Raw genomic sequence first — 22,902 nt, forward strand, 5'->3', positions numbered from 1 at the left:
AGCTTAGCCTCGCAGTGCCTGGGTGAGGACGCCGGCGAATCTGGCCAGGCCGGGGTTGAGCTCGAAGCGGGTGAGGCGCTCGGCGATTTTCGCGGTGTTTTTGGTGGTGACGAACCAGGGGGGCTTAGGGAAGGCCTTGAAGGGGCCGCGGATGACACTTTTCTGGGGTTTGTCGAAGAGGAAGGTGTTGTGGACGACGCCGATGCCGGAGCCGATGTCCTGGTAGGTGTGTCCGGGGAAGGCGCCCCAGGGGGTGACGCCGAGGCCGTAGCTGACGGCGGGCCAGTGGTTGATGACGACGCTGCCGTAGCGCAGCTCAGAGATGGCCTGCTCCAGCGCGGCGGCATCTGCGCGCTGGGTGCGCGGGTCGATGAGGATGGAGGCGCTGAGTGTGCCCCAGAGGCGTTCGTTGCAGAAGTCGGTGGCGCGTTTGAGGAACTCGGAGGGGGAGGAGGCGTCGAGGGAGGTCTCGCACATCACGCCGCAGAAGGACTCGGTGGTGAAGCAAACATTGTCGGTGTCGTCGGCGGGGACGTTGGGGATGAGGCCCCAGGGGAGGACGCCGCCTTCGCGGGGGCCGAAGAGTTCGGCCTGGTCGTTGGCGTTGATGAAGGTGTCGAAGCGTTCTTCGGCGCCGGGGTAGTAGGCGAACCGTTTGTCGATGTCGCTGAGCACGCTGCGGAGCTTGTTGAGGAAGGCCTCGCGCTGGGGCCAGTCCTTCTGCGTGATGAGGACGCGGGCGGCGTTGCAGTTGAAGCCGCCGTTGTTGGCGAGCTGGGTGACGACGTTTTCGGCCTGGAACTGAAGCTCACTCTCGGACCAGGTGCCGGGGGTGACGATGATGGGGCTAACGTTGCCGAGCTCGCTGGTGATGCGTTTGTTGAGGAGAGGCTCGTCGTTGGCTTTGCGCTTTTCCCCTTCGGGGCCGGTGCCGTAGACGATGGCGTCGTGGGTGAGGTCGCTGCCGGTGATGTGGATCTCATCGACGGTGGGGTGGTGGCAGAGGTAGGCGCCGACGTCGGCGCCGCCGTAGGCCATTGCGAGGAAGCCGCGTTCGATGAACTCGGCGAAGGCCTCTTCGATGAAGGGGCCCAGGTAGTCGTTGACCGGGTTCATCTTGAGGATGCAGACCTGGCCTTCCGCAAAGAGTTTGTAGACGACATCGAGGGGGCCGATGCTGGCGACGTTTCCGGCGCCGAGCACCAGGGCGACGTGGCCATCGGGGAGGTCCTGGTCGTAGAAGCTGGCGGTGTGGCTGGCGAGGTTTGAGGGGGTCACCTCGGGTTGCATCCAGACTTCGGCGGTGAAGCCCTGGTACATGAGCTTGTCGAGGGTTCCCAGGGGGAAGACGTCGACGATAACCTGGCCGTCGTGGCGGGTGCGTAGGGCGCCGTTTTTGAGTTGGGGTTTGCCGTGACGGTCGATGTCTTCGAGGGTGTCGATGAGCAGGCGCAGGTTGCGTGCGGTGATCACGGGGCCGCCCAGCCACTCTTCGCCGGCCAGGGGGGAGTTCTGGGGGATGCGCTTGGCGCGCAGCGCTGCTTCGACCTGTCGGGGGGCGACCTCGACGGTGCGCTCCAGCAGTCGGCGAGCCATGGCGATCTTTTCAGATAGGGGGAGCCTGGCCCAGGTGTGGCGGTTGTCGTGCAGGGTGTTGAGGTGCGCATTGAGTTGCGCGGCGTTTGCGGGGGCAGGGGGCGTGGTCGGGGCAGGCGTCGTGGAGGTGGAGGTGGCCATGGCGGTCTCTGGGTGTGGGAGCGCTGCGTTAAAGGGCGCGAGTTCCGTGGTAGTGGGGAGAGGTTAGGACGGAAATCCTGGCGAGGCAACGGGCTCCGGAGTGGAGGTCGCCGGGAGGAGGGCGGTGCGTGTGTTTGTGGTCGGCTGGCGGTGAGGTGGGAGGGGGAGGCAAGGGAGAGGCGAAAGGTCGGGGGGCGGGTGTGAAGTTGAGGGGGGGACGGTATACCTCGGATGAGTGGTTATCCCTCATTCGGGGGCATGTCAGAGGGGTCCGGGTGAGGGTCGAGTGCCAGCCGGAGGGGTGTGAGAGGGGTCCGGGTGAGGGTCGAGTGCCAGCCGGAGGGGTGTGAGAGGGGTCCGGGTGAGGGTCGGGTGCCAGCCGGAGTATAGGAGGGTGGAAAGCGCCGAGGGTTGAGTGGCAGGTGGTGTAGTCGGCCAGGGGTGAGCAAGGGGGGGAGGTCCGGATGGCGGGGATGGGGAGAGGGGCAGCGCGAGTGGCGAGTATGACCATCGTTGTTCGGGGCGGATGAGGCGCTTCCGGTGAGGAGGGTGATTCTTTATAGTGGGACGCATAGATGGAGAGAGAAGCGCCGTGAGACGGGGCGATGCGAAGGGAGTGACGTGATGCGAGTATTGTCGGCAGGCTATTGCACACTGGATCAGATCGGGGTGGTCGAGTCGCGGGGGAGAGGGGAGACGCGCAGGGAGCTGTCGACGTTTTCGGTGCAGGGAGGGGGGACGGCGGCGACCGCGGCGGTGGCGCTGGCCAGGTGGGGCGTCGAGGTGGGGATGGTTGGGGTGGTGGGAGATGATGAGCGGGGGGCGCAGATCGAGCGGACGCTTACGGCGGCGGGGGTGGAGACGCGGCATATGCTTCGGCGTAAGGGGGGGATCAGTCAGTTGACGATGGTGCTTCTCGATGCGGAGGTGGGGCGGCGGCTCTATGTGACGCCGGGCAATGTGGCGCCGCTGGAGGAGGGGGAGGTTAGCGAGGGGATGCTGGAGGGGGTCGATCTGCTGCTGCTCGACGGGGCGTATCCGGCGGCGCAGTTGGCGTTGGCCCGGAGTGCGAAAGCGCGGGGTGTCTCGGTGGTGGGGGAGCTTAAGCGAGGGGGGCGAGCGGTGGCGGAGATGTTGTTGCCCTGGCTTGATGTTGTGGTGACGTCGGAGCGTGTGGCCAGCGATTTGACGGGGGTGGGGGCGTTGCAGGGGATCTGCGAGGGGTTGTTGAAGCGAGGGCCGCGAGTTGCGGTGGTGACGCTGGGGGAGGAGGGGGCTGCGGGGATGGGGGAGGATGGGGAGTTGTTGCGAGAGGAGGCCAGCTCGATTGAGGAGGTGGATGTTACGGGGGCGGGAGATGTGTTTCTGGGTGCGGTGACGTTGGGGGTGGGGGAGGGCTGGCCCTTGTGGCGAGTGCTTCGTTTTGCCAACGCCGCGGCGGCGCGGGCCTGTGAGGGGCTCGGGGGGCGCAGTTCGATTGGTACCCGGGAGCGGATTGAGGCGATGATCGAGGGGTAGTTCTACGATCGGATGGACGTGAAAACGCAAAAAGCCGCCCCCGAAGACCGGGGGCGGCTTTTTGTCAGGAGCTATGGCGAGGGCTCAGGAGCGTTTGGAGCGACCGCCACGGGAGCGTCCACCGCGGCTGGAGCGACCTCCGCCTTTGGATCCGCGGCGACCGCCACCCTTGGAGCCGCGGCGTCCGCCGCCGCCTTTGGAGGAGCGACCGGAGCGGCCGCGTCCGGAGCCGCCCTTGGAGGGGCGTCGGGCGCGGCTGGATGCCTGTTGTTCGACGTCGCCGATCTGGACGGCCCAGAACTCGGCGTTTTTGAGGGCGTCGACGAGTTGTTTCTGGGTGCGGATCTCGTCGTCGAAGAAGGTAGCGAAGCGTCCGACGGCGTCGAGGTCGTCGGAGGGGTCGGAGCCGCCGATGGTGCCCAGGCCCATGAAGGTGGCAGCTTCGAGGGCGAAGTTGTTCTGGAGGGCGCCGACGCGGGGGGTGAAGACTTCGACGGCGCTGAGGCGGTCGAAGGTGAAGATATGATCGCCCATGTTGAAGGGGATCTCGAGATCGTAGGGTCGGGCCGCGATGGTGACGCCGTTATGCTTGTCGAAGAGCTGCATGACGGCTTCGGCGGCCGGGGTGGTCATGTAGGTGATCGCGCGCCACTCTTCGGCCAGGTAGAAGGCGTCGACTTCGGGGACAAAGCCCAGAAGGATGCCGCGATCGGTGGGGATCTCGACGCCGATGAAGACGTTGAGATCGGGGAACTCGTCTCGAGCAAGCGCGAGGATGTCGGCGCTGCGAGCGGTCGAGAGGGTCTCACAGAAGGCGACGGCGTCGAGGCCTGAGTCGCGGGCTTTTGTGAGGATCTGGCGGGGGGAGAGCTTAACACCTTCGGAGATGTCCGACTTGGCGTGGAGATCAATCAACATAAATCAAAGCCGTGTGTGCGGTCCGTCGGCGTCGACGAGGGCGCCGAGAGGTAGGGTTCGTCATTGCGCTGTGACGCAGTGCATGCAGCCTCTGGGCGGCAAGGTTTCGGGTCAGCGCTGTCGAGGCAGGCTAGCGTCAGAGTCGTTGTCTGTCGAGTCTCCGGGGCGATCCGGGGTGATATCGATGATGTCACCCTGGTCGGCGCCACTGAAGGGGGATCGGGAGGCGTGGGAGCCGGGGTCGAAAGGGGAGCCGCCGAAGACGTTGGAGGACTGAGAGATAAAGAAGGTGGAGGTGCCGCTCTCCAGGGCTGCTTTGAAGCGGGCGCGGATGGCGTTTTTGAGGGGGCGTCGCAGGGCGGGGATCAGGAGGATGAGGCCGGCGACGTCGGTGAGGACACCGGGGGTGATGAGGAAGACGCCGGCGATGAAGACGGCGAGTCCATCGAGGAGGCTGTCGGCGGGGATTTTGCCCTGGCTTAAGTCGCTCTGGATGGCGTGCCAGGCGCGCAGGCCTTCGAGTTTACCGAGGACAGCGCCGAGCAGACCGGTGGCGACGACCAGGCCGATGGTGGGCCAGAGGCCGATGAGCTGGCCCAGGGGGATGAGGAGGGCAAGCTCGATGAGGGGGATGACGGTGAAGAGGAAGAGCAGTTTGAGTAGCACGATGCCTCTCAGTGGGGCGGCGCCAGCGTTGGTGGGGGCTGGCGCCGCCGCGCAAAAGGATCAGGCCTGCGGGACTTTCTCCCAGTCTTTAAGGAACTTCTCCAGGCCGATGTCGGTCAGGGGGTGTTGGAACATCTTGTCGATGATGTTGAAGGGAATGGTGGCGACATGCGCGCCCAGGAGTGCGGACTCGGCGACGTGTCGGGGGTGGCGGATGGAGGCCACGAGGACCTGGGTGTGGATGTTGGGGTAGTTGGCGTAGGCGGCGACGATCTCTTCGATGAGGTCCATGCCGGACTGGCCGAGGTCGTCGAGGCGGCCGATGAAGGGGCTGATGTAGGTGGCGCCGGCGCGGGCAGCGAGCAGGGCCTGGTTGGTGGAGAAGCAGAGGGTGACGTTGACGCCGATCCCCTCGTCGGTGAGCGTTTTGCAGGCCTTGAGGCCGTCGGGGGTCAGGGGGATCTTCACCACGATGTTGTCGGCCCAGCTGGCGAATTCGCGGCCTTCACGGATCATGCCTTCGGTGTCGGTGGCGGTAACCTCGGCGCTGACCGGTCCGTCGACGAGCTCGCAGATCTCGAGGATGACTTCTTTGAAGGGGCGACCACTTTTAGCGATGAGGCTGGGGTTTGTGGTGACGCCGTCGAGGATGCCGAGCTGGGCGGCGGTGCGGATTTCGGAGGTGTCAGCGGTGTCGATGAAGAATTTCATAGGGCTCACTCGGTCAAGGGGTAGACACAAAGGGCGAAGAGAGACGCAGGCTCCCTAACATTGAGGGGCTCGCGGGTGCAAATTGACTCGGAGTCCACCGGCCTTGTTCTGACGTAGGGATGAACAAGGTGGGGAGCGATGCGATTCCCCCGGAGGGAGGGGCTGGCGAGGCTGGAAAAGCGCGCGGGCGATGTGCTATTCGGACGCGACGATCTTAGAGCGCGAGCCCTCGCGGTCGCTCTCCCTGTTTAAGCACCCAAGAGGCCTTCACCATGCTGGATATTAAGTTCATTCGTGAGAACGTCGAGACGGTCAAGGAAGCAGCGCGCAACAAGCGCTTCGACGTGGATATTGACCGGTTGTTGGAGCTGGACGAGCGTCGTCGCGATCTGATGAGCAGCTCTGAGAAGATCCGGGCGCGTCGCAACGAGGTGGCCCAGGCGATTCCGAAGGCGTCTAAGGAAGAGCGTCCGGCGTTGATCGAAGAGGGCAAGCAGCTCAAGGAGGATCTGGCGAGCTATGAGGAGGAGCTGGTTGAGGTGCAGGCGGCCTATGAAGGGCTGCTGCTGATGGTGCCCAACGTGACTCTTCCGGAGGTTCCGATCGGGGAGACGGATGAGGATAATGAGGTGATTCGGCATGTGGGCGAGCCGCGCACCTTTGATTTTGAGCCTCGGGACCATGAGGAGCTCGGCGAGCTGCTGGGGATCATTGATAAGGAGCGGGGGATCAAGGTGGGCGGGGCGCGCTCGTATGCGTTGCGCGGGGCCGGGGCGCTCTTGGAGATGGCGGTGATGCGGCTGGGGATGGACCTGATGGTGGAGCGGGGTTATGAGCCGATCATCGGGCCGTTGATGGTCAATGAGAGCGCGTTGGTGGGGACGGGGTTCTTCCCTTATGGCAAGGAAGACACGTACCACCTGGAGAAGGATGATAAGTACCTGGTGGGGACCAGTGAGGTGATCCTGGTGAGCCTGAATGCCGATGAGATCCTGGAGCAGGACTCATTGCCGCGGCGTTATTGCGGGTTTTCGCCCTGTTTCCGTCGGGAGGCGGGGAGCGCGGGGCGGGATACGCGGGGTGTGTACCGGGTGCACCAGTTTACGAAGGTCGAGCAGGTGATCATCTGCGAGGCCGATGAGGCGAAGTCGCGGGCGTTGCACGAGGAGTTGCTGGGGAACTCGGAGGCGCTGATGCAGAAGCTGGAGCTTCCGTATCGGGTGGCGCTGGCATGCACTGGCGAGATCGGGCTGGGGCAGGTGCTCAAGCATGAGATCGAGACGTGGATGCCGTCGCGGGGGATGTACTCGGAGACGCATAGCTGCTCGAGTCTCTATGACTACCAGGCGCGTCGCAGCGGGATTCGTTACCGCAATGAGGAGGGGCAGATGCGCTACTGCTACACGCTCAACAATACGCTGGCGGCGAGCCCGCGGATCCTCATTCCGATCCTGGAGCATTATCAGAATGAGGATGGGTCTGTGACGGTGCCCGAGGCGCTGCGTCCGTATATGCACGGTATCGAGGTGATTCGGCCGAAGGGGGCCTGAGGTCGAGCCGGGAGGGGGGAGGCCGTGGGCCCGTGTTGAGGTTGGGTCTGCAGCATCACGAGTGAGAGCACCGCGTGCGGCGTTGCAGCGCTATGACCATGCTTATGCATGGTCTGCGTTGCGCGCACTGCCCACGGTGCTTTTTTTCGTTCGAGGGGGTCCGCAACTCGCCGGGGTCAGGTTGTGGTGATGAGCTGCTTTCGCACTTTGAGGGGGAAGCGGCCGAGCACCAGGTAGAGGAGCACCGGGAGGACGATCAGGTCGGCCAGGAGGGCGCCGGCGATGGTCATGGCGGTGAGGGTGCCGAATTGTTGGGTGGGGACGAAGTCACTCAGGGTGAGCACGCTCAGGCCTATCAGGAGAAGGACGCTGGTCAGGAGGATGGCGCGTCCGGCGCCGAAGTAGGTGTTGAGGATGGCTTCTTTGAGGGAGTCGGTGCGGGGGAGCTCTTCGATGAAGCGGGCGAAGAAGTGGATGGAGTCATCGACGGCGATGCCCAGGCTGATGGCGAAGATGATGATCGTGGTGGTGTTGATATTGATGCCGGCCATCCCCATGTAGCCCAGGGTCATGAGCAGGGGCAGGGCGTTGGGGAGGAGGCTGATGATGCCGATTTTGATGGATCGGAAGACCAGGGTGAGGAGCACCAGGATGATGCCCATGGCCAGGAAGATGCTGACGATGAGGTCGCGGATGAAGGAGTCGAGGGCGGCGGATGCGACGTAGGCGTCACCTGTGAGGCGGTAGGTGATGTTGGTCTCGAGGGGGAAGAAGTCTGCGAGGTTGGCGTGGAGTTCTCTGGCGAGCTTGAGGTTGGCTTTGGCGCCGGCGTCCCGCACACGGAGGAGGATGCGGGCGTTGCGGTAGTCGCTGGTGACGAAGGCGTGGATGCCGGAGCGTGAATCGGGGGCGTCGGCGATGAGGAGGAGGAGCTGCTCGACCTGTTCGGGGGTCTCGGGGAGGAGGTTGCGTTGTTCGGGGTCGCCGGTGAGGGCGGCGCGGGCGGCGCCGAGGTAGTCGAGGGGGGATTCGGTGCTGAGCACGATGCTGTGGAGGGCGGCGGATTGTTGGAGGAGTGCGATTCTGGAGAGAACGTCGGGGTCTTTGAAGCGGTCTCGCTCGGGGGACTCCAGACTGATCTCGATGGGGAGGATGCCGCTTAAGTCCTCCTCGAGGGTCTGGGTGGAGACGAAGGTGGGGTGATCTTCGGAGAAGACTTCGAGGATCTTGGTGTCGATGACGACGTTGGAGGCCTGGGCGATGAGGGTGCCGCTGGCGAGGAGTGAGATGGTGAGCACGGTCCAGGGGCGGGCGAGGAGGGCTTCGCCGGCTCGCATCAGGAGGCGTTCCAGGGCGGGGATCGGGCGTGGTGAGGTGGGGGAGTCGGGGGAGGCTTGAATGCGGCGCGCGGGGCGCATGAAGCTGAGACCGGCGGGGAGAAAGAGCATGGTGGCGAGGTAGGCGAGCATCACGCCGCAGGCGGCCTGCCATCCGAAGTTGCGGAGGATGGTGGTCTCGGCGCTGAAGAGGCTCAAAAATCCCACGGCGGTGGTGCCGGTGGTGAGGAGGCAGGCCACGCCGGTGTGGCGGATCATCTGTCGGATGGCCTCGGAGTGGGAGCGTCCGGCTTCGACCTCCTCGGCCTGTCGGGTGAGCATGTGAATGCTGTCGGAGATGCCGATGACGAAGATCAGGGTGGGGAGCACATTGTTGATGATGTTGATGGGGTAGTCGGTGAGGACGAGCATCGCCATGGTGGTGAGTAAGGCGATGAGGACGGTGCCCAGGGGAAGGATCACACCGCCGGGGGAGCGAAAGAGGAAGATGAGGACGAGGAGGTAGATGAAGGCGGTGAGTGGGACGAAGATGAGTTGTTCGTGACGCAGGCTGTCGACGATCTCCACGCGCAGGGGGGGGACGCCGGCGAGTGTGGCGGTGGTGTTGGCGGGGAGTTCGTAGAGGGCGAGCTTTTCGGCGACGCGCTCATTGAGGGTGCGCAGGTCTTTGACGTCCTGGAAGCGGGTGTTGATTCGGGCGGCGACGATGGCGCTGGAGGAGTCGAGGCTGATGAGGCGGCCGGCGATGAGGGGTTCATCGAGGGCGAAGTCGCCCAGTTCGCGAGCCTGGTCGGCGCTGACCGGGGGGGCCTGGAAGGGAGACGGGGCGTTGGCGAGCTGGTTAGAGAGATCGCCGAGGAAAGGCTCGGAGCTGAGACTTTCGGGGCGCGGGATGGCGATGGTGGCCAGCGACTGGGCGTCGACGATGTCTTCGACGCGGCGAAGTTCGTAGGTGAGGTCGCGGATGAAGGAGACCACCGGCGGGGCGAGGACGTCGGGGGCTTCGATCAGCACGATGATGAGGTTATCTTCGCGACCAAAGCGTTCGGCGAAGGTTTCGCGGTAGGAGGCGTCGTCGCCGCGGCCCTCGAAGAGTTGTTGAGGGGTGAAGTTGAAGTTGATGCGGGGGGCGAGTGCCAGGCTTGCCAGGGTGATGAGGGCGAAGGCGATGATGGTGGCCAGGCGGTGTTTTAAGACGAGCGTGGCGAGTCGATCGAACATGGGGTAAGTCCCGGTCAGGAGCGCGCGGTGGCGAGGGGGAGGGGAAGGCAGACGCCGGGGCGAAGATTACTACCGTGGGGCCGAGGTCAACAACCGGGCCACAGGGCGTGTTAAAGCGGCGATTGAAGGAGTGAGGATGATAGCGAAGCGCATGTTGGGAGTGGACGTGGGGACGCGGCGGGTGGGGGTGGCAGCGAGTGATCCGCTGGGGACGATGGCGATGCCGGTGGAGACGATTGAGGTGAAGGGGGTATCTGGGGCGGCGCAGCGGTTGGTGGAGCTTGTGGTGCAGTACGAGGCGGGGGTGGTTGTGGTGGGGTGGCCGTTGGATATGCGGGGGCGAGAGGGGGTCGCGGTCGATCGGGTGCGCAAGTTTATGGGAGCGTTTGAGAAAGCGATGGTTCGGGAGGGGCGTGAGGTCGAGGTGGTGCGTTGGGATGAGCGGCTGACCACGACGGCGGCGGAGCGAAGTTTGATTAAGGCCGATGTGTCGAGGCAGCGACGCAAAGAGGCGATCGACCAGGTTGCGGCCTGCCATATTCTGCAGGGATACATGGACCGCCTTCGGATTGAGGCGGAGCGAGGGTGAGGCGATGAGCGCGGCGAGGCGACAGGTGAAAAAGGCGAAGGGCGGGGGAGGTGGCTGGGGGAGGTTCTGGCGCTGGGTTGCGGCGCTGGCCGGGGCGGCATTGATTGTGGCGGGGGCGGCTGCGGCCGGGGTGTATGTGCATTATCAGAAGGTGATCTCGCGGCCGGTGTTGGAGGAGGGCGAGACGCGCACGCTGGTGATCCCGGAGGGGACGGCGTGGCCGGGGGTGGTGAGCCGGGTGGCGGATGCGGGGCTTGTGGAGCCGGCGCGGTATTTTGATCTGTGGGGGCGCCAGAGTGGGTTGGCTCATGAGGCGAAGGCGGGAACCTTTCACCTGGCCGGTCCGATGAGTCTGGAGGAGCTAGCGGCCGTCGTGCGGCGTGGCGGGTTGGCGGAGGAGGTGGCGGTGACCATCCCGGAGGGGTGGACGATCTTCCATATCGCCGATCGCGTTGAGGCCATCGGGCTTGCTAGCCGTTCGGAGTTTCTGGAAAAGGCGCGGGATCCTGCGTTGTTGGAGGAGCTCGGGATCGAGGGGGAGAGCGTGGAGGGGTACCTCTTCCCCGATACCTATCGCTTTCATCAGGGGGCGTCGGCCGAGGAGGTCATCCGTCGGCTGCACGCCAGGTGGGAAGAGGTGATCTCTCCGCTTGTGGACGTGCACGGCCCGGCGCTGGAGGCGTTGAAGTCCAGTTACGGGTTTACGCTTCATGATGTGGTGATCATGGCCTCGCTGGTGGAGCGCGAGACGGGCGTGAAGAGTGAACGGGAGCGGGTGGCGCGGGTGTTTTACAACCGGCTTGACCGGGGCATGCGTCTGCAGACGGACCCGACCTGTGTCTACGGGGCGGAGACTTATCGGGAGGTGCCGCATCCGCGCTATTGTCACGACAAACTTAACCGCTACTCCACCTACGTGATCGATGGGCTGACGCCCGGGCCGATCGCGAACCCGGGGCAGGCGTCGATTCTGGCGGCGCTCAAGCCCAGTGAAGATCCGGAGGATCTGGCGTTTCTGTACTTCGTAGCGCGGCGCGATGGGCAGGGAGGGCACCACTTCTCGAAGACGTACCAGGAGCATCGGGAGGCGATACGCAAGTACTTGCTCGGCAAGTGAGCGTGGGAGGGCGCTGACGGGACGGAGGAGGCCCGGCGCGATGAGCGCCGGGCCTCGGGGAGTAACCCGGGTTAGCCCTGCTCGGCGCGGAAGGGCAGGAAGAGTGCTTCAAAGCGGACCACCGAGATCTGGGAGGTCTCGGGGGCGGGGAAGCGCCACTTCTTCAATTCGCCGGTGACGCAATCGGCAAGGGCTTCGCTGTTGGTGTAGTTGTCGCGTGTGACCGCGGCGATCACTTCGCCGGTGGAGCCGGAGACCGTGAATTGCAGGGAGAGTTCACCACGGACATCAGGGGTTTTGTCGAGCACGCGCTGGTAGCAACGCTGAAAGGCGGAGCGTTCGTTGGTGATGCGGGTGCGGACGCTGCCTTCGTCGATTTTACCCTGGAATTGCAGAGTGTCGGTGATGGGGTAGGCCATCGCGTAGACGTCGTCGGAGCCTGACGACGAGGGAGGAGCGGGCTGTGCGTCTGTGGAGGCGCTTGCGAGGTTGAGGCGCTCCAGACCGTCCGCGCTCTGGGAGAGGTAGAGGTAGAGACCGCCGGCGCCGGTCATCACGCCCAGGGTTCCACAGAAGATGGCGATGAGAATGACAACCAGGGGGCCGCAGCCTGAGGATGAGGTGCTCATAGATGGCTCGTTGGGAAGTGTCTGATGGGAAGACGGAAGGGCGCGAAAGCGGGGTATTCCAGGGTCGCGGCCTTTGTTATAGTCGCGGCGAAGCCGACACAAGATCATTTGATGGGCGAACGAAAACCCGAGGCAAGTGGCCGAGATGAGTAGCATCGTAGACTGGAACGCGTTGAGCCTCAACGCAGCGGTAGGAGAGCTGGCGGCGCTGCTGGGTGAGAACCTGCAGGTGCGCGTGGTGCTTGTCAGTGGATCCGGAGAGGTCGTGGAGTTGGGCGGAACGGGACGTGGGGATGCCACGCTTTTCGACGTGTTTGCCGACACCCGAGGGCGCTGGGGAAGCGAGTCGGAGCGGGTGACCTACGCGCAGACGGTGCGCAGCTGGGTGCAGGCGTGTCAGGAGGTCGACGAGGAGGTGGGGCGGGTTGTGGTCGACAGCGCGCCGGGGTTTTGCGCGCACCTCTATCCGTTACGCTATCAGGGGGAGCGGGCGGCAGTGGTCTGCGCCGGCTTTGTGAATGCCGAGAGTGCTGCCGGTGCGTTGGAGTCGATTCGAGCGGTGCTTCCGCGGCATGTGCTTGAGGCGATTGAGAGCGGGGAGGGCCCTCGGGTGCCCCAGCTGGGAAGGGAAGACCGGCGTTGGATGGATCGTATTGGCGAGCGTATTGCGCAGGTGATGACGTTGGCCTTGAGCGATGAGCAGGCACCGACCTATGAGCCAGGGGCGCAGCGCTTTGCGGGGATGCTCGGAGCCAGTGAGCCGATGACTCGTCTCTTCGGGCAGATCGAGCGGGTGGCGCGGACCAACTCCACGATTCTGGTGACCGGCGAGAATGGGACAGGCAAGGAGCTCGTGGCGCGTGCGGTGCATCGGCATAGCCGGCGACGTGATGAAGCGTTTGTGGCGGTGAATTGTGCGGCGATCCCCGGTGACCTGATCGCCAGTGAGCTCTTCGGGCATGTCAAAGGTGCCTTCTCCGGGGCGCATCGCGATCGGGCGGGGCTCTTTGAGGCGGCCAACCATGGCACGCTCTTGCTCGATGAGATCGGCGATATGGAGCCGATGCTGCAGACGAAGTTGCTGCGGGTGCTTCAGGAGGGGACGTTTCTGCGGGTGGGGGATAACCAGGTGAGAAAGGTCGATGTGCGGGTGATCTGCGCCACGAACTGCGACCTGGAGGCGATGGTCGCACGGGGGCAGTTCCGCCAGGATCTCTACTATCGTATTCGCGTGATCGAGCTGAAGATTCCGGCGTTGCGAGAGCGGGGTGATGATGTCGAGTTGCTGGCGCGCCATTTTCTGAGCGCGACGGCCAAGCGACATGGTCGCGGGGTGAAGCGCTTTAGCGATAGCTGTATGACTTACCTGCGGCGCTACAAGTGGCCGGGGAATGTGCGTGAGTTGGAGAACGAGATTGAGCGTCTGGCGATCCTCTCGGGTGATGAAGAGGTGATCGATGAGACCTGGCTGAGCCGCCGCATCACAGGGGAGGTGGAGGCGACGCCGGTGGTCGACCTCAAGGGGTACAACCTGCCGGAGGCGATGGCGCTGCTGGAGCGGCAGATGATCGTGGAGGGGCTGGAGCGCACCGGCTGGAACAAGACGCAGGCGGCAAAAGACCTGGGGATCTCTCGTCGGAATTTGATTCGCAAGGTTGCTCAGTATGCGTTGGAAGACGACCGGAATGGCTAAGGGACGAACATCAAGGGGGTTGGTCGCACTTTGTGCGCTGGTCTGCTTCGCGTTGGGCGGGCAGGCGCAGGCGCAGGAGGCGGCGGACGCCCCGGGGGGCGGGGAGTACCGGGTCGATGCGATTGTGATCGAAGGGTTGTTGCGCACCCGGCGCTCGGTCATCGAGCAGGAGCTGCTCTTCGGGGAGGGCGACCGCATCAACCAGGCGCAGCTCGATGAGAGCGTGCAGCGGTTGCGAAATACCGGATTGTTTCGGGCGGTGACCGTCGACGTTGTGGATACCACGGTGGCTGCGGTCGGCGGCGTGAACTCGCATGTGGAGTCCGGTCGCCTGTTGCGGGTGCGGGTCGATGAGCGCTGGACCCTGCTGCCGAACTTCCGCTTTGGGCGCGGGGGTAATGACGTTGAGTTGATGGTGGGGTTGCAGGACGCCAACCTCTTCGGGAGTTATCTGCAGCTGGGGGGGAGCTTTCACCGCCTTGCCGGGGTGAACTCGTACTCGTTGTGGTTCCGGGACCCGCGGTTTCTGTCGCGGCGCCAGGCCCTCTTTGTCGAGGGCTCCCTGGGGAACCGCGTTGATGCCGTCTACGATATCGAGGGCAACCTCGACGGCGGCTACTCGTTGTCGAGGCGATATTTCGGGAGTTCGCTGGAGAGGGAGTGGCGTCGGTGGCTGAAGACCGGGGCCTACCTCTCGTTTTCCGATGATTCGTTTAGCTACAGCCGAATCGGAGAGACTCGGCGTGCGGCGCAAGAGGCGCGAGGCGGGTTGCCCGAGGCGATGCAGACGTTGACGCTGGGAGTGTCGACGTCGTTCGGAAGACTCGATAGGGATAGCTACCTGCGCGACGGGACGCTGCTGAGCTTAAGGCTCAACCAGAGCTTTCACTTTGGTGGGCCGCAGGATCGCTCGAATCGATTTGAGGCGAGTCTGCTGCAGTTCTGGACGCTTCCGTGGCGCTCGAATGTCGGGGTGCGGGCGATTCTGGGCTTTAGCGACGTGCAGGCCGAGCATTTGCAGTTCAGCGCGGGGGGACTCAGCGGGCTCCGAGGGACGGTGAATATGCGCTACCGCGGGCAGAACTACTGGTTGCTCAACGCGGAGTATCGCATTCCCTCCCTCGATCATCGCTGGCTGGTGCTGCAGCATGTGGCCTTTGTGGATGCAGTCGGAGTGACGCCTTATCCCGACCAGGTTCTGGGCGCCACGGCGGTGACGACCGGCGTCGGAGTGCGACTGCTCTCCCCGAAGATCTATGGTCTGATTGTGCGCGTCGACTACGCGTTTCCGATCGCGGGGGCTGACGGCCCCGGGTTGAGCTTCGGGGCCGGGCAGGTGTTTTGAGCCGGAGCTGAAGGGCTCAGCGTGCCGGGTTGGCGATGCGGGCGTCGAGTTCAGTCTGGCCCTGCAGCCACTGGTAGGCGGCGTAAGTCCCGATGACGCGCTTGGAGTAATCGCGGGTTTCCAGGAAGGGGATATCTTCGACCCAGAGGGCGATCTCGTCGTTGGGCTGGCGGCGGAGCCAGCCGCCGATGCGACCGGCGCCGGCGTTGTAAGCGGCGGCCATGAGAACGGGGTGGCCATCCAGGCGGTCGGCCAGGGTGAAGAGGTGGTCGACGCCGACGCGGATGTTGACCTCAGCGGTTTTCAACTTTTCGGGGGTGGCGCGGCCTTCGATGTCGCGGTCGTGGTCGAGGGCGGTGGCGGGCATGAGTTGCATCAGGCCGTGGGCACCGGCCCAGGAGACGACATCTTCGATGAAGCTGGATTCCTCGCGCATGATGGAGGCGGGGAAGCCCGGGTGAAGGTCGATGTCGGGGGCCTGTGCACGCTCGGCCTCAACGGCCTGCGCGATTGTTGCCTGGAAGGGGTTTGGCCAGGCCACATGCCAGCGGGTGACGCGCCCTTGACGCGGCAGCGCCCAGGGGCGACCGGGTACGGAGCGTCGCGCGATGTTGTGGCTCAGCGGGAAGCGCTCCGCTTTGTGGCAGAGGGCGGCGAGACGCCAGCGCTCGGTTTCGGATGGCGAGACGTTTTGCTGGCGGGCGTGTTCGTATTCGCAGGCCCCTTCGAAGTGGTCTGCGGCGGCCAGGGTGGCGGCACCGGAGCCGGGGAAGTCGCCTTCAAACCAGGCCACGCGGCTGTCTTCGGCGTCGGGGGAGAGGGGCTCCGGGGTGAGCTCCATCTCAAGAAGGCGCAGGTGGGCCAGGTAGCCGTAAAAGCTAAAGGGATACATGACCCATGCGCGCTGGAGGTAGCGCTCGGCAAGCGCGGGACGATGGAGCTGCCGGTAGGCCTGGCCCACGAAGTACTCGAGGCGTCCCTGGCTAAAGTACTGGGCGTCGCGCTCGGGCAGGTCCAGGGCGGTCACGGCGTTGGTAAAGCCTTCGAAGTCACCGTTGCGGTAGAGGGCCTCATGGGCCTCCCAGACGAGCTCGTGGACCATGTCGCCGTCGGGGTAGTCCTGGAGCGCGCGGGAGAGAAGTTGAAGTTCGTGTTGATGGTTTCCGCTCTGGCGCGCGACGCGTGCCAGGTAAAAGAGGGCGTCGTCGGCGTGGGTGCGTTCGGGGTAATCTTCAAGGAGTTGTTTAAAGAAGCGTTCGGCGTCGTCGAGGCGGCCGCGGTGGTAGTTGCGGTTGCCAACGGCGTAGAGCGAGCGGACGCGCTCGTCTTCGTTGGCGTCGTCGGTGCAGGTTTCGACCACGCTGCGGTAGAGCTCTTCGGCGCGTTCCGGCTGGCGAAGTCGAAAGAGGGTGCGAGCGAGTCGAAAGTCAGCGCGGCAGCGATCGATGGCGTTGAGCGCGCTGCGGTCGATGGCGTCAAGTTGAGCGCGGGCGTCTTCAAAGCGTACCGCTGAGAAAAGTCGGTCGGCGCGCTCTCGCCGCGAGTCCGCTGATGGGGTGAAAGCCAGCTGCTCGAAGGCGTAGTCGTGCGCGGCGTCGATGCAAATGGCGTAGGCCTTGTCGGCGAGTTGATCGCGTGCGGCGGAGTCGGCCGTATCGAGAAGCATGGTGACAAGCCATGGGCAGACTTCGTCGGGATCTTCGTGACGCAACATAGCGTCGGTGTGCTGCGGGGAGGGCAGTCCGTTGCGTTCGGTCTCAATGCGAACGAGCGAGAATGCGCCGCCGGTGAAGCCCCTGGTGAGGGCTCCGCTTTGCAGCACTTCGTCGATGAGGGTGCTGTCGACACCGAGGTTGAGCTGAGCGCGGGCGGCCTGGGTCCAGAGGAAGTCCTGGAGTTCGCCGCCAATACGCGCGGCCTGCGCGTAGTGCTGCGCGGCCTGGTGCCAGTCTTCAGCGCGCTCGAAGGCGTAGGCGGCTTTGACAAGCCAGGGCTGGCGCTCTTCGGCCGTCTCCAGGGCGTTAGCGTAGGCGGTGAAGTGCCCGGCGGCGTTGAGGTAGTCGGCGTTGGCCTGAGCATCGAGACCTGCCTGGCAGGTCTCATCGGAGCATTGGATCGGGGGGATGTTCTGATCGATGAGATCGTCGCCGGCCGGGGCCGGTTCGCAGAAGGCAGTCGACGCCCAGAGCGATGTGCCGAGGGCAAGACAAATAGTAGAGAGGCGCTCGAAGATCATCGTGTGCTCGGCCGGTGAAAGTCGCTGGATTATAAGGTGGGCGGTGCCGGGGCCCGTCTGGGAAAGATCCTAGAAGATGAGCCCGTTGGTGCGCCAGGCCAGTCCGAGCAGTGCGGCATGCTCATGTGCCCGGGGCTGGTCGACGCCCGTGCGAAGGGTCGTCCAGGTGCGGCGGTAGGTGGCGGTGAGCCAGATTCCCTGGCCGCGGTTTGCGCGGGTGATGGGGAGGTCAAACCCTGCCCCGACGCTTCCGGCAAAACCAAAAGCGGGGCCGTCTTCGGGGCCGGTTGCCAGCTGAGGGCCAAACCCGAGTTCAAGATGCAGGGATGCGAGGAAGTGGCTGAGAAGCCCCTCGCTGAGCAGGGTCAGGTAGAGTGGATGGAGGTTCAGGGCCAGGTGAAGGGCGTGGACCGGCCCCGGCTCGACATCGCCCAGTGGCGAGAGACGGTAGGCCAGTCGTACGTCCCCAAGATAAAGCGGGAAGGAGCTGCGAAAGGCGACTTCGCCACCGAGGCTCTCGCTGAGCTCGGGCGTTGTGGAGTTGATCGAGCCGCGCAAACTCCACTCGGAGAAGGAGCCGTTGAAGGGGCGATCGCCCTCGCCGGGCAGGGGCTCTTCCTGTGCGGCCAGGGGGGCGCCGGCCGCGAAGACGAGCGCAAAGAGGAGGGCCGCCAGCGCCTGTCGGGCGGCGGAGGGTTGTCGTGAGGCAGGATTCATTTTAAGTTGCGCTGGTGTAAGGGTGTACTTTAGCATCAGCGGCCAAATGAATTGCCGCCATTTCGCGGCGAATTCTGGCATACGAACATGAGGGAGTAAATGTTTCTTCGGACGCACAAAGGCATCGCGCTGGTCGCGTTGGCCTCGCTTAGCCAGATGGCCTGTTACAATACCTACACCATCAGCAACCAGGAGCTCGCCAAGCTGGAGAGCTCGGTGGAGCCGGTGGAGGTGGTGGAAGTTAACGCGAACTGTCAGCCGACCGGTTCTGCCTCGTTGGGCATGGACGGGCAGGCGCTGGCACAGGCGGCCGCTGAGCCGGGTGTCGAAGAGACGGCGACCGACGCGGGTGCTCAGGATCCCAACTGCATCGTGGTGCCGGTGTCGACGGTCAACGCGTTGACCGTGCTCACGACCGATGGGACGCGCGAGCGCGTGACGCCCTTTAACTTCGTGATGGATGATGTGCAGTTGGTCTCTCCGGAGTACGACCTGCTCATCGAGCTTGATAACGTCGACGGGGCAGAGGTGCGCGAGTTCAGCACCTGGAAGACCGTGGCGACGATCGCCGGTGTGAGCCTGGTGGCCGTGGGTACCTTCGTGGGTATCAGCCTGGTGGCGCCGGACGAGCAAGGCTTCCAGTAGGTCTTCGTCTGCGCATCGCGCAGGCAGATTGCGCAAGTTAAAGAAGCTCGATCACGTCTCGTGGTCGGGCTTTTTTGCGTGGGGAGCGGGCAGGCGGGGCGTTGATCTTCGGATCGGGGGGTGTTAATTTGAGTGGCCATTCTATGTGATTGAAATGCCTCAAATTCATTCCACGACGTATCGGTCGAGGGAGATCCTGATGAACGTGTCGAGACGCTGGTTCAGCCTTGCAGGCGTATGTCTGTTTTCCATGCTCGTTGCGGCGTGCGGTGAGCCCGGGTTGTCTGCCGGAAACGGTGATCCCCAGGATGAAAATTATGACGGGCCGCGTGCCACCGACCGCTACTTTATGGTGCCGGCTGGTGAATCGACGATCTGGGGTGAGGTCACCGGTGAGGTGGAGGTTAAGGTCTTCGTTTATGACCGATTCTCCGGTGAGCCGGCCGTGGGGCAGGAAGTCACCTTTGAGGTGATGGGGACGCAGGCCAATCCGCCGCACCTTCAGGCGCGCGCGGCGGTGACCGATGAGGCGGGGGCGGCGAAGGTTCGAGCCTATTTCGGAGTGGATGCTGGCAGTTGGACGGTGCGCGCTGATCACGCCTACGCCAACGCGGTGAACTTCACGCTGGAGTCGACGCCGGTAGAGACGGGCAACCTGCGGGTGCGCGTGGAGAACAGTGCGCCGACGATCATGCGTCTGGGTAACATCGATGTGAAGGTGTACCGCGAGGATGTTCTCAACTGCGATTATTTTAGCCCGTACGGCCAGAACGGGGTGACGCCGCTGACGGAAGGCAATGTGTCTTTTGCCGGCGAATCGATCGACTTTGAGGGGCTGGGCACGCGGAACCGTTATGTGGTGACGGCGGTAGCGCGAGGGGAGCGCGGGCAGATTGCTGCGGGCGGCTGTGTCAACGCGATTTCGGTCTCGGCGGACACGACCTCCGAGGTGGAGCTGCTCCTGCAGCTGGTGCCGCTGAACCCGGTGGGGCGCTACGATGTGGTGAGTTTCTGGGATTTCACCGAGGCGATTGCCGATAGCGGCGCGGCCGGGGCGGTGATCGTGCGGGTGCTCAACGTATTCGAGAACCCGGGCCAGGCGATCTACGATGAGATTATTGCGCTGATTGCGAACCTCGTCGGAGGCATTATCAGCGCGGCGATCGATACCTTCCTGGACCTGACGAACCTCGATCAGGCCTTCCAGAACATGATCGACTCGTTCATTGAGGATAATGAAGTCTTGCGCCAGATTCGCGATGCAGGACGCGATCTTCGTGATGTGGTGGCGAACCTCCAGGTGCATAGCGAACTTTCGATCGGCAAACTCGACTCCAACTATACGTTTAGCGGGCAGGATAACTGGACCGGGCTTACGCTCTACTGGCGTTGGGATTGCGCTGATAACGCGCCGGCGGATTGTGGTGCGATTGAGCTTGTGCCGGAGGCCGACGGGCAGTTTGCTGATCTCGGGCTGCTGAGCTCGAACTGGACCGGCCAGGTCGTTGCCTACGATCAGCTGCAGATCAATCGGCACCCTGTGAGTCTGCGCTACGGGCGGCTTATCATTTATGTGCTGAACGATGTGATCTTGCCGCGGCTGACCGATGGAAACGCTACCAGCATGTCGGAGGCGTTTGCGTACTGGATCGGGTGTGATGACCTGGCGAACAGCATCATTCCGGGCGGAGAAGTATGCGCTGCGGACTATTGCCTGCAGGCGACGACCGTGGCCAACTTCTGCGATAGCGCGGTAAGCACGATCTTCAGCTTCGCGGATATGATGGTGCGCGGGTTGGAGTTTGATATGGGGCTTCAGCTTGGCGGCAGCGGTACGTTGATCGAAGAAGACAGCGACGGGCTGGTCGACAAGATCGAAGAGGGGCTCTTTGACGGGTTCGTGCAGGCCAGCGATGGGGGGCAGTCCTCGCCCTTTACCGCGACCTTTAGCGGGGTGCACCGTCTTTCGGGGGAGTGATGTTGAGAAGTCGGGGGGGGAAAGTTGCCACGCGGCGCGCGAAGCCGTACAACATGTTGCGCGGTGTGAAAGAAGCGAGCCGTGGCGAGCGTTTAGAGCGAAGACGACGTGGGCGCAAAGGGCGCTCGAAGTCGCCGTGAGACGCGGGCGTGCCAGGACTTAGGGTAAGAGAGAACTGGCCGCTGCCCCGCGTTGTCCAGCGACCATGGAAGGAAGGTAGATGAAGCTAATCTGTGCCGGGATTACAGACGTCGGCTGCTCACGCGAGCATAACGAAGATGATTTTTACCTCTCCGATGGAGACGAAGCGCTTTGCATCGTCGCCGACGGGATGGGAGGGCATCGCTCCGGTGAGGTCGCCAGCGCGATGGCGATCAAGGCGATCGTTGAGTATTACCGGGAGACGATGCCGGAGAAGGTCAACGGTTACCGTGGCGAGGAGGCCGGTGAGGGCGACGGCGCTCGCGATCTTGATGAGCTGCGTATTCACGAAGCGCTCAAGATGGCCAACCGCGCGGTGTTCGAGGCGGCCGAGTCCGATGAGGCGTATGAGGGCATGGGAACGACGATTGTCTCGGCCTACTTTACCGAAGACGGTGTCTACCTTGCCCACATCGGCGACTCTCGGGCGTATCTTTACCGCGAAGGGACGCTGGAGCAGGTGACGCATGACCACTCCCTGGCCAACGAATACGTGCGGATGGGAATTCTGGCCAAAGAGGACGTGGAGTTTTTCCCCTATAAGAACGTGATCACGCGGGCGTGTGGTCTGACCGATGAGGTCGAGATCGACGTGCAGTTCCATGCGATGAAGCCGGGCGATATGTTTGTTTTCTGCTCGGACGGCCTCTCGGATATGGTGCCGGATCGCGACCTGGTGAAACTTTTGGATAAGGACGAAGATCTGGAGGTTCTCTGCCAGCGCCTGGTGGATCAGGCCAATGAGAACGGCGGATCGGACAATATCACGATCATTCTGGCGCGTGTGGTTGACGAGGCGTAAGCGCGCGGTGGCGCCCGGGGTAGGGGGCGCCTTTTGCGGGGGTACGATGAGCGACAATTCGGGGAGTGAGGCGTGGTCGTTGTTGAGCGCGGAGGAACGAGGTGCGCGTGCGGCGTTGAGCTGGATCGCGCGCTTGAAGGCGCGCGACGTGGCGAACATTGCCGAGGTGCATGACGGCGATGTGGCCGGATGGTGGCGCGAAGGGGCGCCGGTGTGCACCGAGCTGGAAGCACGTTTGAGGGAAGGGGCGCGTCGGCGCGTGGAGGAGCTCGACGTCGGGCCGGCTGAAGCGCTGGAGCGGATGGCGGGGTGGTCCGGGCGAACGCTCTGGCGTGGTGATGACGATTATCCCGTGGGGCTGGAGAGTCTCCGAGATCCGCCGCTCTTTTTGCGCGTGCTGGGCGGCGTCGACGCGCTTCACCGGCGCGCGGTGGCGGTTGCGGGCTCACGGCGGTTGCGACCGCGCGATACGCCGGTATCGCGGGGGCTTGTCGAGGCGATCGCGTCGGCGGGCTTTGGTGTGATCAGCGGGGGGGCGTTGGGGGCGGACGCTCTCGCGCATGAGGTTGCGCTGGAGCAGGGTGTGCCCACGGTGGTGGTGTTGCCGGGTTGTCTTGAGGAGCCGACGCCGGCGGCCAATCGAGAACTCTTTGAGCGCGTGGTGGAGGCAGGAGGCACGCTGGTGAGCGAGTACCCGCCGGGCCAGTCGGTGCGCGCGTACCATTTTGCGCGTCGTAACGAGCTTATCGCCGCGATGTCGAAGGGCGTGCTCGTGCTGCGTTCCGGGCGAAAGGGCGGGACGATGCTGACGGTAGAGGCGGCCGAGCGGCTCGGACGCCCCGTCGCAGCGGTACCTGGAGAGCCCGATGACGAGCTGTGTCGAGGATGCTTCGATGCGATCGGGCGAGGCGCGAGGTTGGTGGCCGATCGGGAGGATCTTCGGGCGTGGTTGGAACTTCGACCGATGGAGGTGGCGTCATCGCCTCGCGCCCGGAGCCCCAGGGCTGCGGTGGGACAGGCGCAGTTGCCGCGGCTAGCACCTCTGCCATCTTCACTGAGCGAGGAGGCCCGCGTACTTTTTGCGGGCGCCCGGAAGATCGCCGGCGATGATGCCAGCGTCTCGGTGGATGCGCTTGCCACGGAGCTTGTCTGGTCGATGCCCCGTTTGCTCGGCGCGCTGCTGGAGTTGGAGCTCTGCGGCGCCGTGCAGAAGTTACCCGGCGCAGAGCGCGTGCGCCTTCTCTGCGCGTGAGCGCATGTGCGCCGGAAGTCGATGCGCGCCTTGATAGCGG

18 protein-coding genes are annotated in these 22,902 nt (G+C 64.1%); 10 read left to right on the top strand and 8 right to left on the bottom strand.

The genetic code is table 11. The features are described from left to right. Positions 1-3: 3 nt before the first annotated feature. On the bottom strand, positions 4-1,737 hold the full coding sequence (locus FRC98_RS07675) for an aldehyde dehydrogenase family protein (protein WP_146980717.1): 1,734 nt from the start codon (positions 1,735-1,737) through the stop codon (positions 4-6). A 624-nt stretch (positions 1,738-2,361) separates the two neighbouring features. Between FRC98_RS07675 and FRC98_RS07680 the strand changes: the two genes are divergently transcribed. Further along, the gene (locus tag FRC98_RS07680; RefSeq protein WP_146980718.1) at positions 2,362-3,255 is read left to right on the top strand and encodes a PfkB family carbohydrate kinase; all 894 of its coding nucleotides are present in this window, start codon (positions 2,362-2,364) and stop codon (positions 3,253-3,255) included. Between the two features lie 84 nt (positions 3,256-3,339). Here the strand turns inward: FRC98_RS07680 and FRC98_RS07685 are convergent, their stop codons facing one another. From FRC98_RS07685 to fsa, 3 genes are all read right to left on the bottom strand, one after another. Continuing rightward, positions 3,340-4,173 carry a PHP-associated domain-containing protein gene (locus tag FRC98_RS07685; RefSeq protein WP_146980719.1) on the bottom strand — a complete coding sequence of 278 codons (834 nt, stop codon included), beginning with the start codon at positions 4,171-4,173 and terminating at the stop codon, positions 3,340-3,342. A 111-nt stretch (positions 4,174-4,284) separates the two neighbouring features. Continuing rightward, positions 4,285-4,839 (bottom strand): FxsA family protein, encoded by a 555-nt coding sequence (locus FRC98_RS07690; protein WP_230467400.1) that lies wholly within the window; start codon positions 4,837-4,839, stop codon positions 4,285-4,287. A 60-nt stretch (positions 4,840-4,899) separates the two neighbouring features. Further along, positions 4,900-5,550, bottom strand: a complete 651-nt coding sequence (gene fsa / locus FRC98_RS07695) for a fructose-6-phosphate aldolase (RefSeq protein ID WP_146980721.1) — start codon at positions 5,548-5,550, stop codon at positions 4,900-4,902. A 272-nt stretch (positions 5,551-5,822) separates the two neighbouring features. On the opposite strand from fsa, the gene serS reads away from it, so the two are divergent. Beyond that, positions 5,823-7,100, top strand: coding sequence for a serine--tRNA ligase (gene serS, locus FRC98_RS07700; protein ID WP_146980722.1), 1,278 nt, complete (start codon positions 5,823-5,825; stop codon positions 7,098-7,100). A gap of 176 nt (positions 7,101-7,276) precedes the next feature. On the opposite strand, the gene FRC98_RS07705 is transcribed toward serS, so the two are convergent. Beyond that, the gene (locus FRC98_RS07705) at positions 7,277-9,658 is read right to left on the bottom strand and encodes an efflux RND transporter permease subunit (RefSeq protein ID WP_146980723.1); all 2,382 of its coding nucleotides are present in this window, start codon (positions 9,656-9,658) and stop codon (positions 7,277-7,279) included. A 136-nt stretch (positions 9,659-9,794) separates the two neighbouring features. Here FRC98_RS07705 and ruvX point away from each other — a divergent pair, with 136 nt between their 5' ends. After that, a complete protein-coding gene (gene ruvX / locus FRC98_RS07710) occupies positions 9,795-10,247 on the top strand; it encodes a Holliday junction resolvase RuvX (RefSeq protein ID WP_230467401.1) in 453 nt (150 codons plus the stop codon). Positions 10,248-10,272: 25 nt separating this feature from the next. Next, positions 10,273-11,364, top strand: a complete 1,092-nt coding sequence (gene mltG / locus FRC98_RS07715; protein ID WP_230467402.1) for an endolytic transglycosylase MltG — start codon at positions 10,273-10,275, stop codon at positions 11,362-11,364. Between the two features lie 71 nt (positions 11,365-11,435). Here mltG and FRC98_RS07720 read toward each other — a convergent pair whose 3' ends face one another. Continuing rightward, the gene (locus tag FRC98_RS07720) at positions 11,436-11,993 is read right to left on the bottom strand and encodes an AgmX/PglI C-terminal domain-containing protein (protein ID WP_230467403.1); all 558 of its coding nucleotides are present in this window, start codon (positions 11,991-11,993) and stop codon (positions 11,436-11,438) included. Positions 11,994-12,138: 145 nt separating this feature from the next. Here FRC98_RS07720 and FRC98_RS07725 point away from each other — a divergent pair, with 145 nt between their 5' ends. Both FRC98_RS07725 and FRC98_RS07730 read left to right on the top strand, forming a co-directional pair. After that, complete coding sequence (locus FRC98_RS07725; protein WP_146980726.1) at positions 12,139-13,686, top strand: sigma-54 interaction domain-containing protein; 1,548 nt, start codon at positions 12,139-12,141, stop codon at positions 13,684-13,686. A gap of 19 nt (positions 13,687-13,705) precedes the next feature. Further along, positions 13,706-15,031 carry a BamA/TamA family outer membrane protein gene (locus FRC98_RS07730; protein WP_230467404.1) on the top strand — a complete coding sequence of 442 codons (1,326 nt, stop codon included), beginning with the start codon at positions 13,706-13,708 and terminating at the stop codon, positions 15,029-15,031. 16 nt (positions 15,032-15,047) lie between these two features. On the opposite strand, the gene FRC98_RS07735 is transcribed toward FRC98_RS07730, so the two are convergent. Then, entirely contained in the window at positions 15,048-17,267 is a 2,220-nt protein-coding gene (locus FRC98_RS07735; protein ID WP_146980728.1) for a lytic transglycosylase domain-containing protein, read from the bottom strand. Positions 17,268-17,336: 69 nt separating this feature from the next. Then, positions 17,337-17,984, bottom strand: coding sequence for a hypothetical protein (locus tag FRC98_RS07740; protein ID WP_146980729.1), 648 nt, complete (start codon positions 17,982-17,984; stop codon positions 17,337-17,339). A gap of 99 nt (positions 17,985-18,083) precedes the next feature. Here FRC98_RS07740 and FRC98_RS07745 point away from each other — a divergent pair, with 99 nt between their 5' ends. The 4 genes from FRC98_RS07745 to FRC98_RS07760 all read left to right on the top strand — a co-directional run bounded on the left by FRC98_RS07745 (position 18,084) and on the right by FRC98_RS07760 (position 22,862). Next, the gene (locus FRC98_RS07745; protein WP_146980730.1) at positions 18,084-18,629 is read left to right on the top strand and encodes a hypothetical protein; all 546 of its coding nucleotides are present in this window, start codon (positions 18,084-18,086) and stop codon (positions 18,627-18,629) included. 199 nt (positions 18,630-18,828) lie between these two features. Next, a complete protein-coding gene (locus FRC98_RS07750) occupies positions 18,829-20,607 on the top strand; it encodes a hypothetical protein (RefSeq protein WP_146980731.1) in 1,779 nt (592 codons plus the stop codon). Between the two features lie 220 nt (positions 20,608-20,827). Beyond that, positions 20,828-21,610: a Stp1/IreP family PP2C-type Ser/Thr phosphatase gene (locus FRC98_RS07755; RefSeq protein ID WP_146980732.1), complete on the top strand. Its 783-nt coding sequence runs from the start codon at positions 20,828-20,830 to the stop codon at positions 21,608-21,610. A 46-nt stretch (positions 21,611-21,656) separates the two neighbouring features. Next, the gene (locus FRC98_RS07760; RefSeq protein ID WP_230467405.1) at positions 21,657-22,862 is read left to right on the top strand and encodes a DNA-processing protein DprA; all 1,206 of its coding nucleotides are present in this window, start codon (positions 21,657-21,659) and stop codon (positions 22,860-22,862) included. Positions 22,863-22,902 lie beyond the last annotated feature (40 nt).

The sequence above is a fragment of the Lujinxingia vulgaris genome, assembly GCF_007997015.1.
Classification (GTDB): Bacteria; Myxococcota_A; Bradymonadia; order Bradymonadales; family Bradymonadaceae; genus Lujinxingia; species Lujinxingia vulgaris.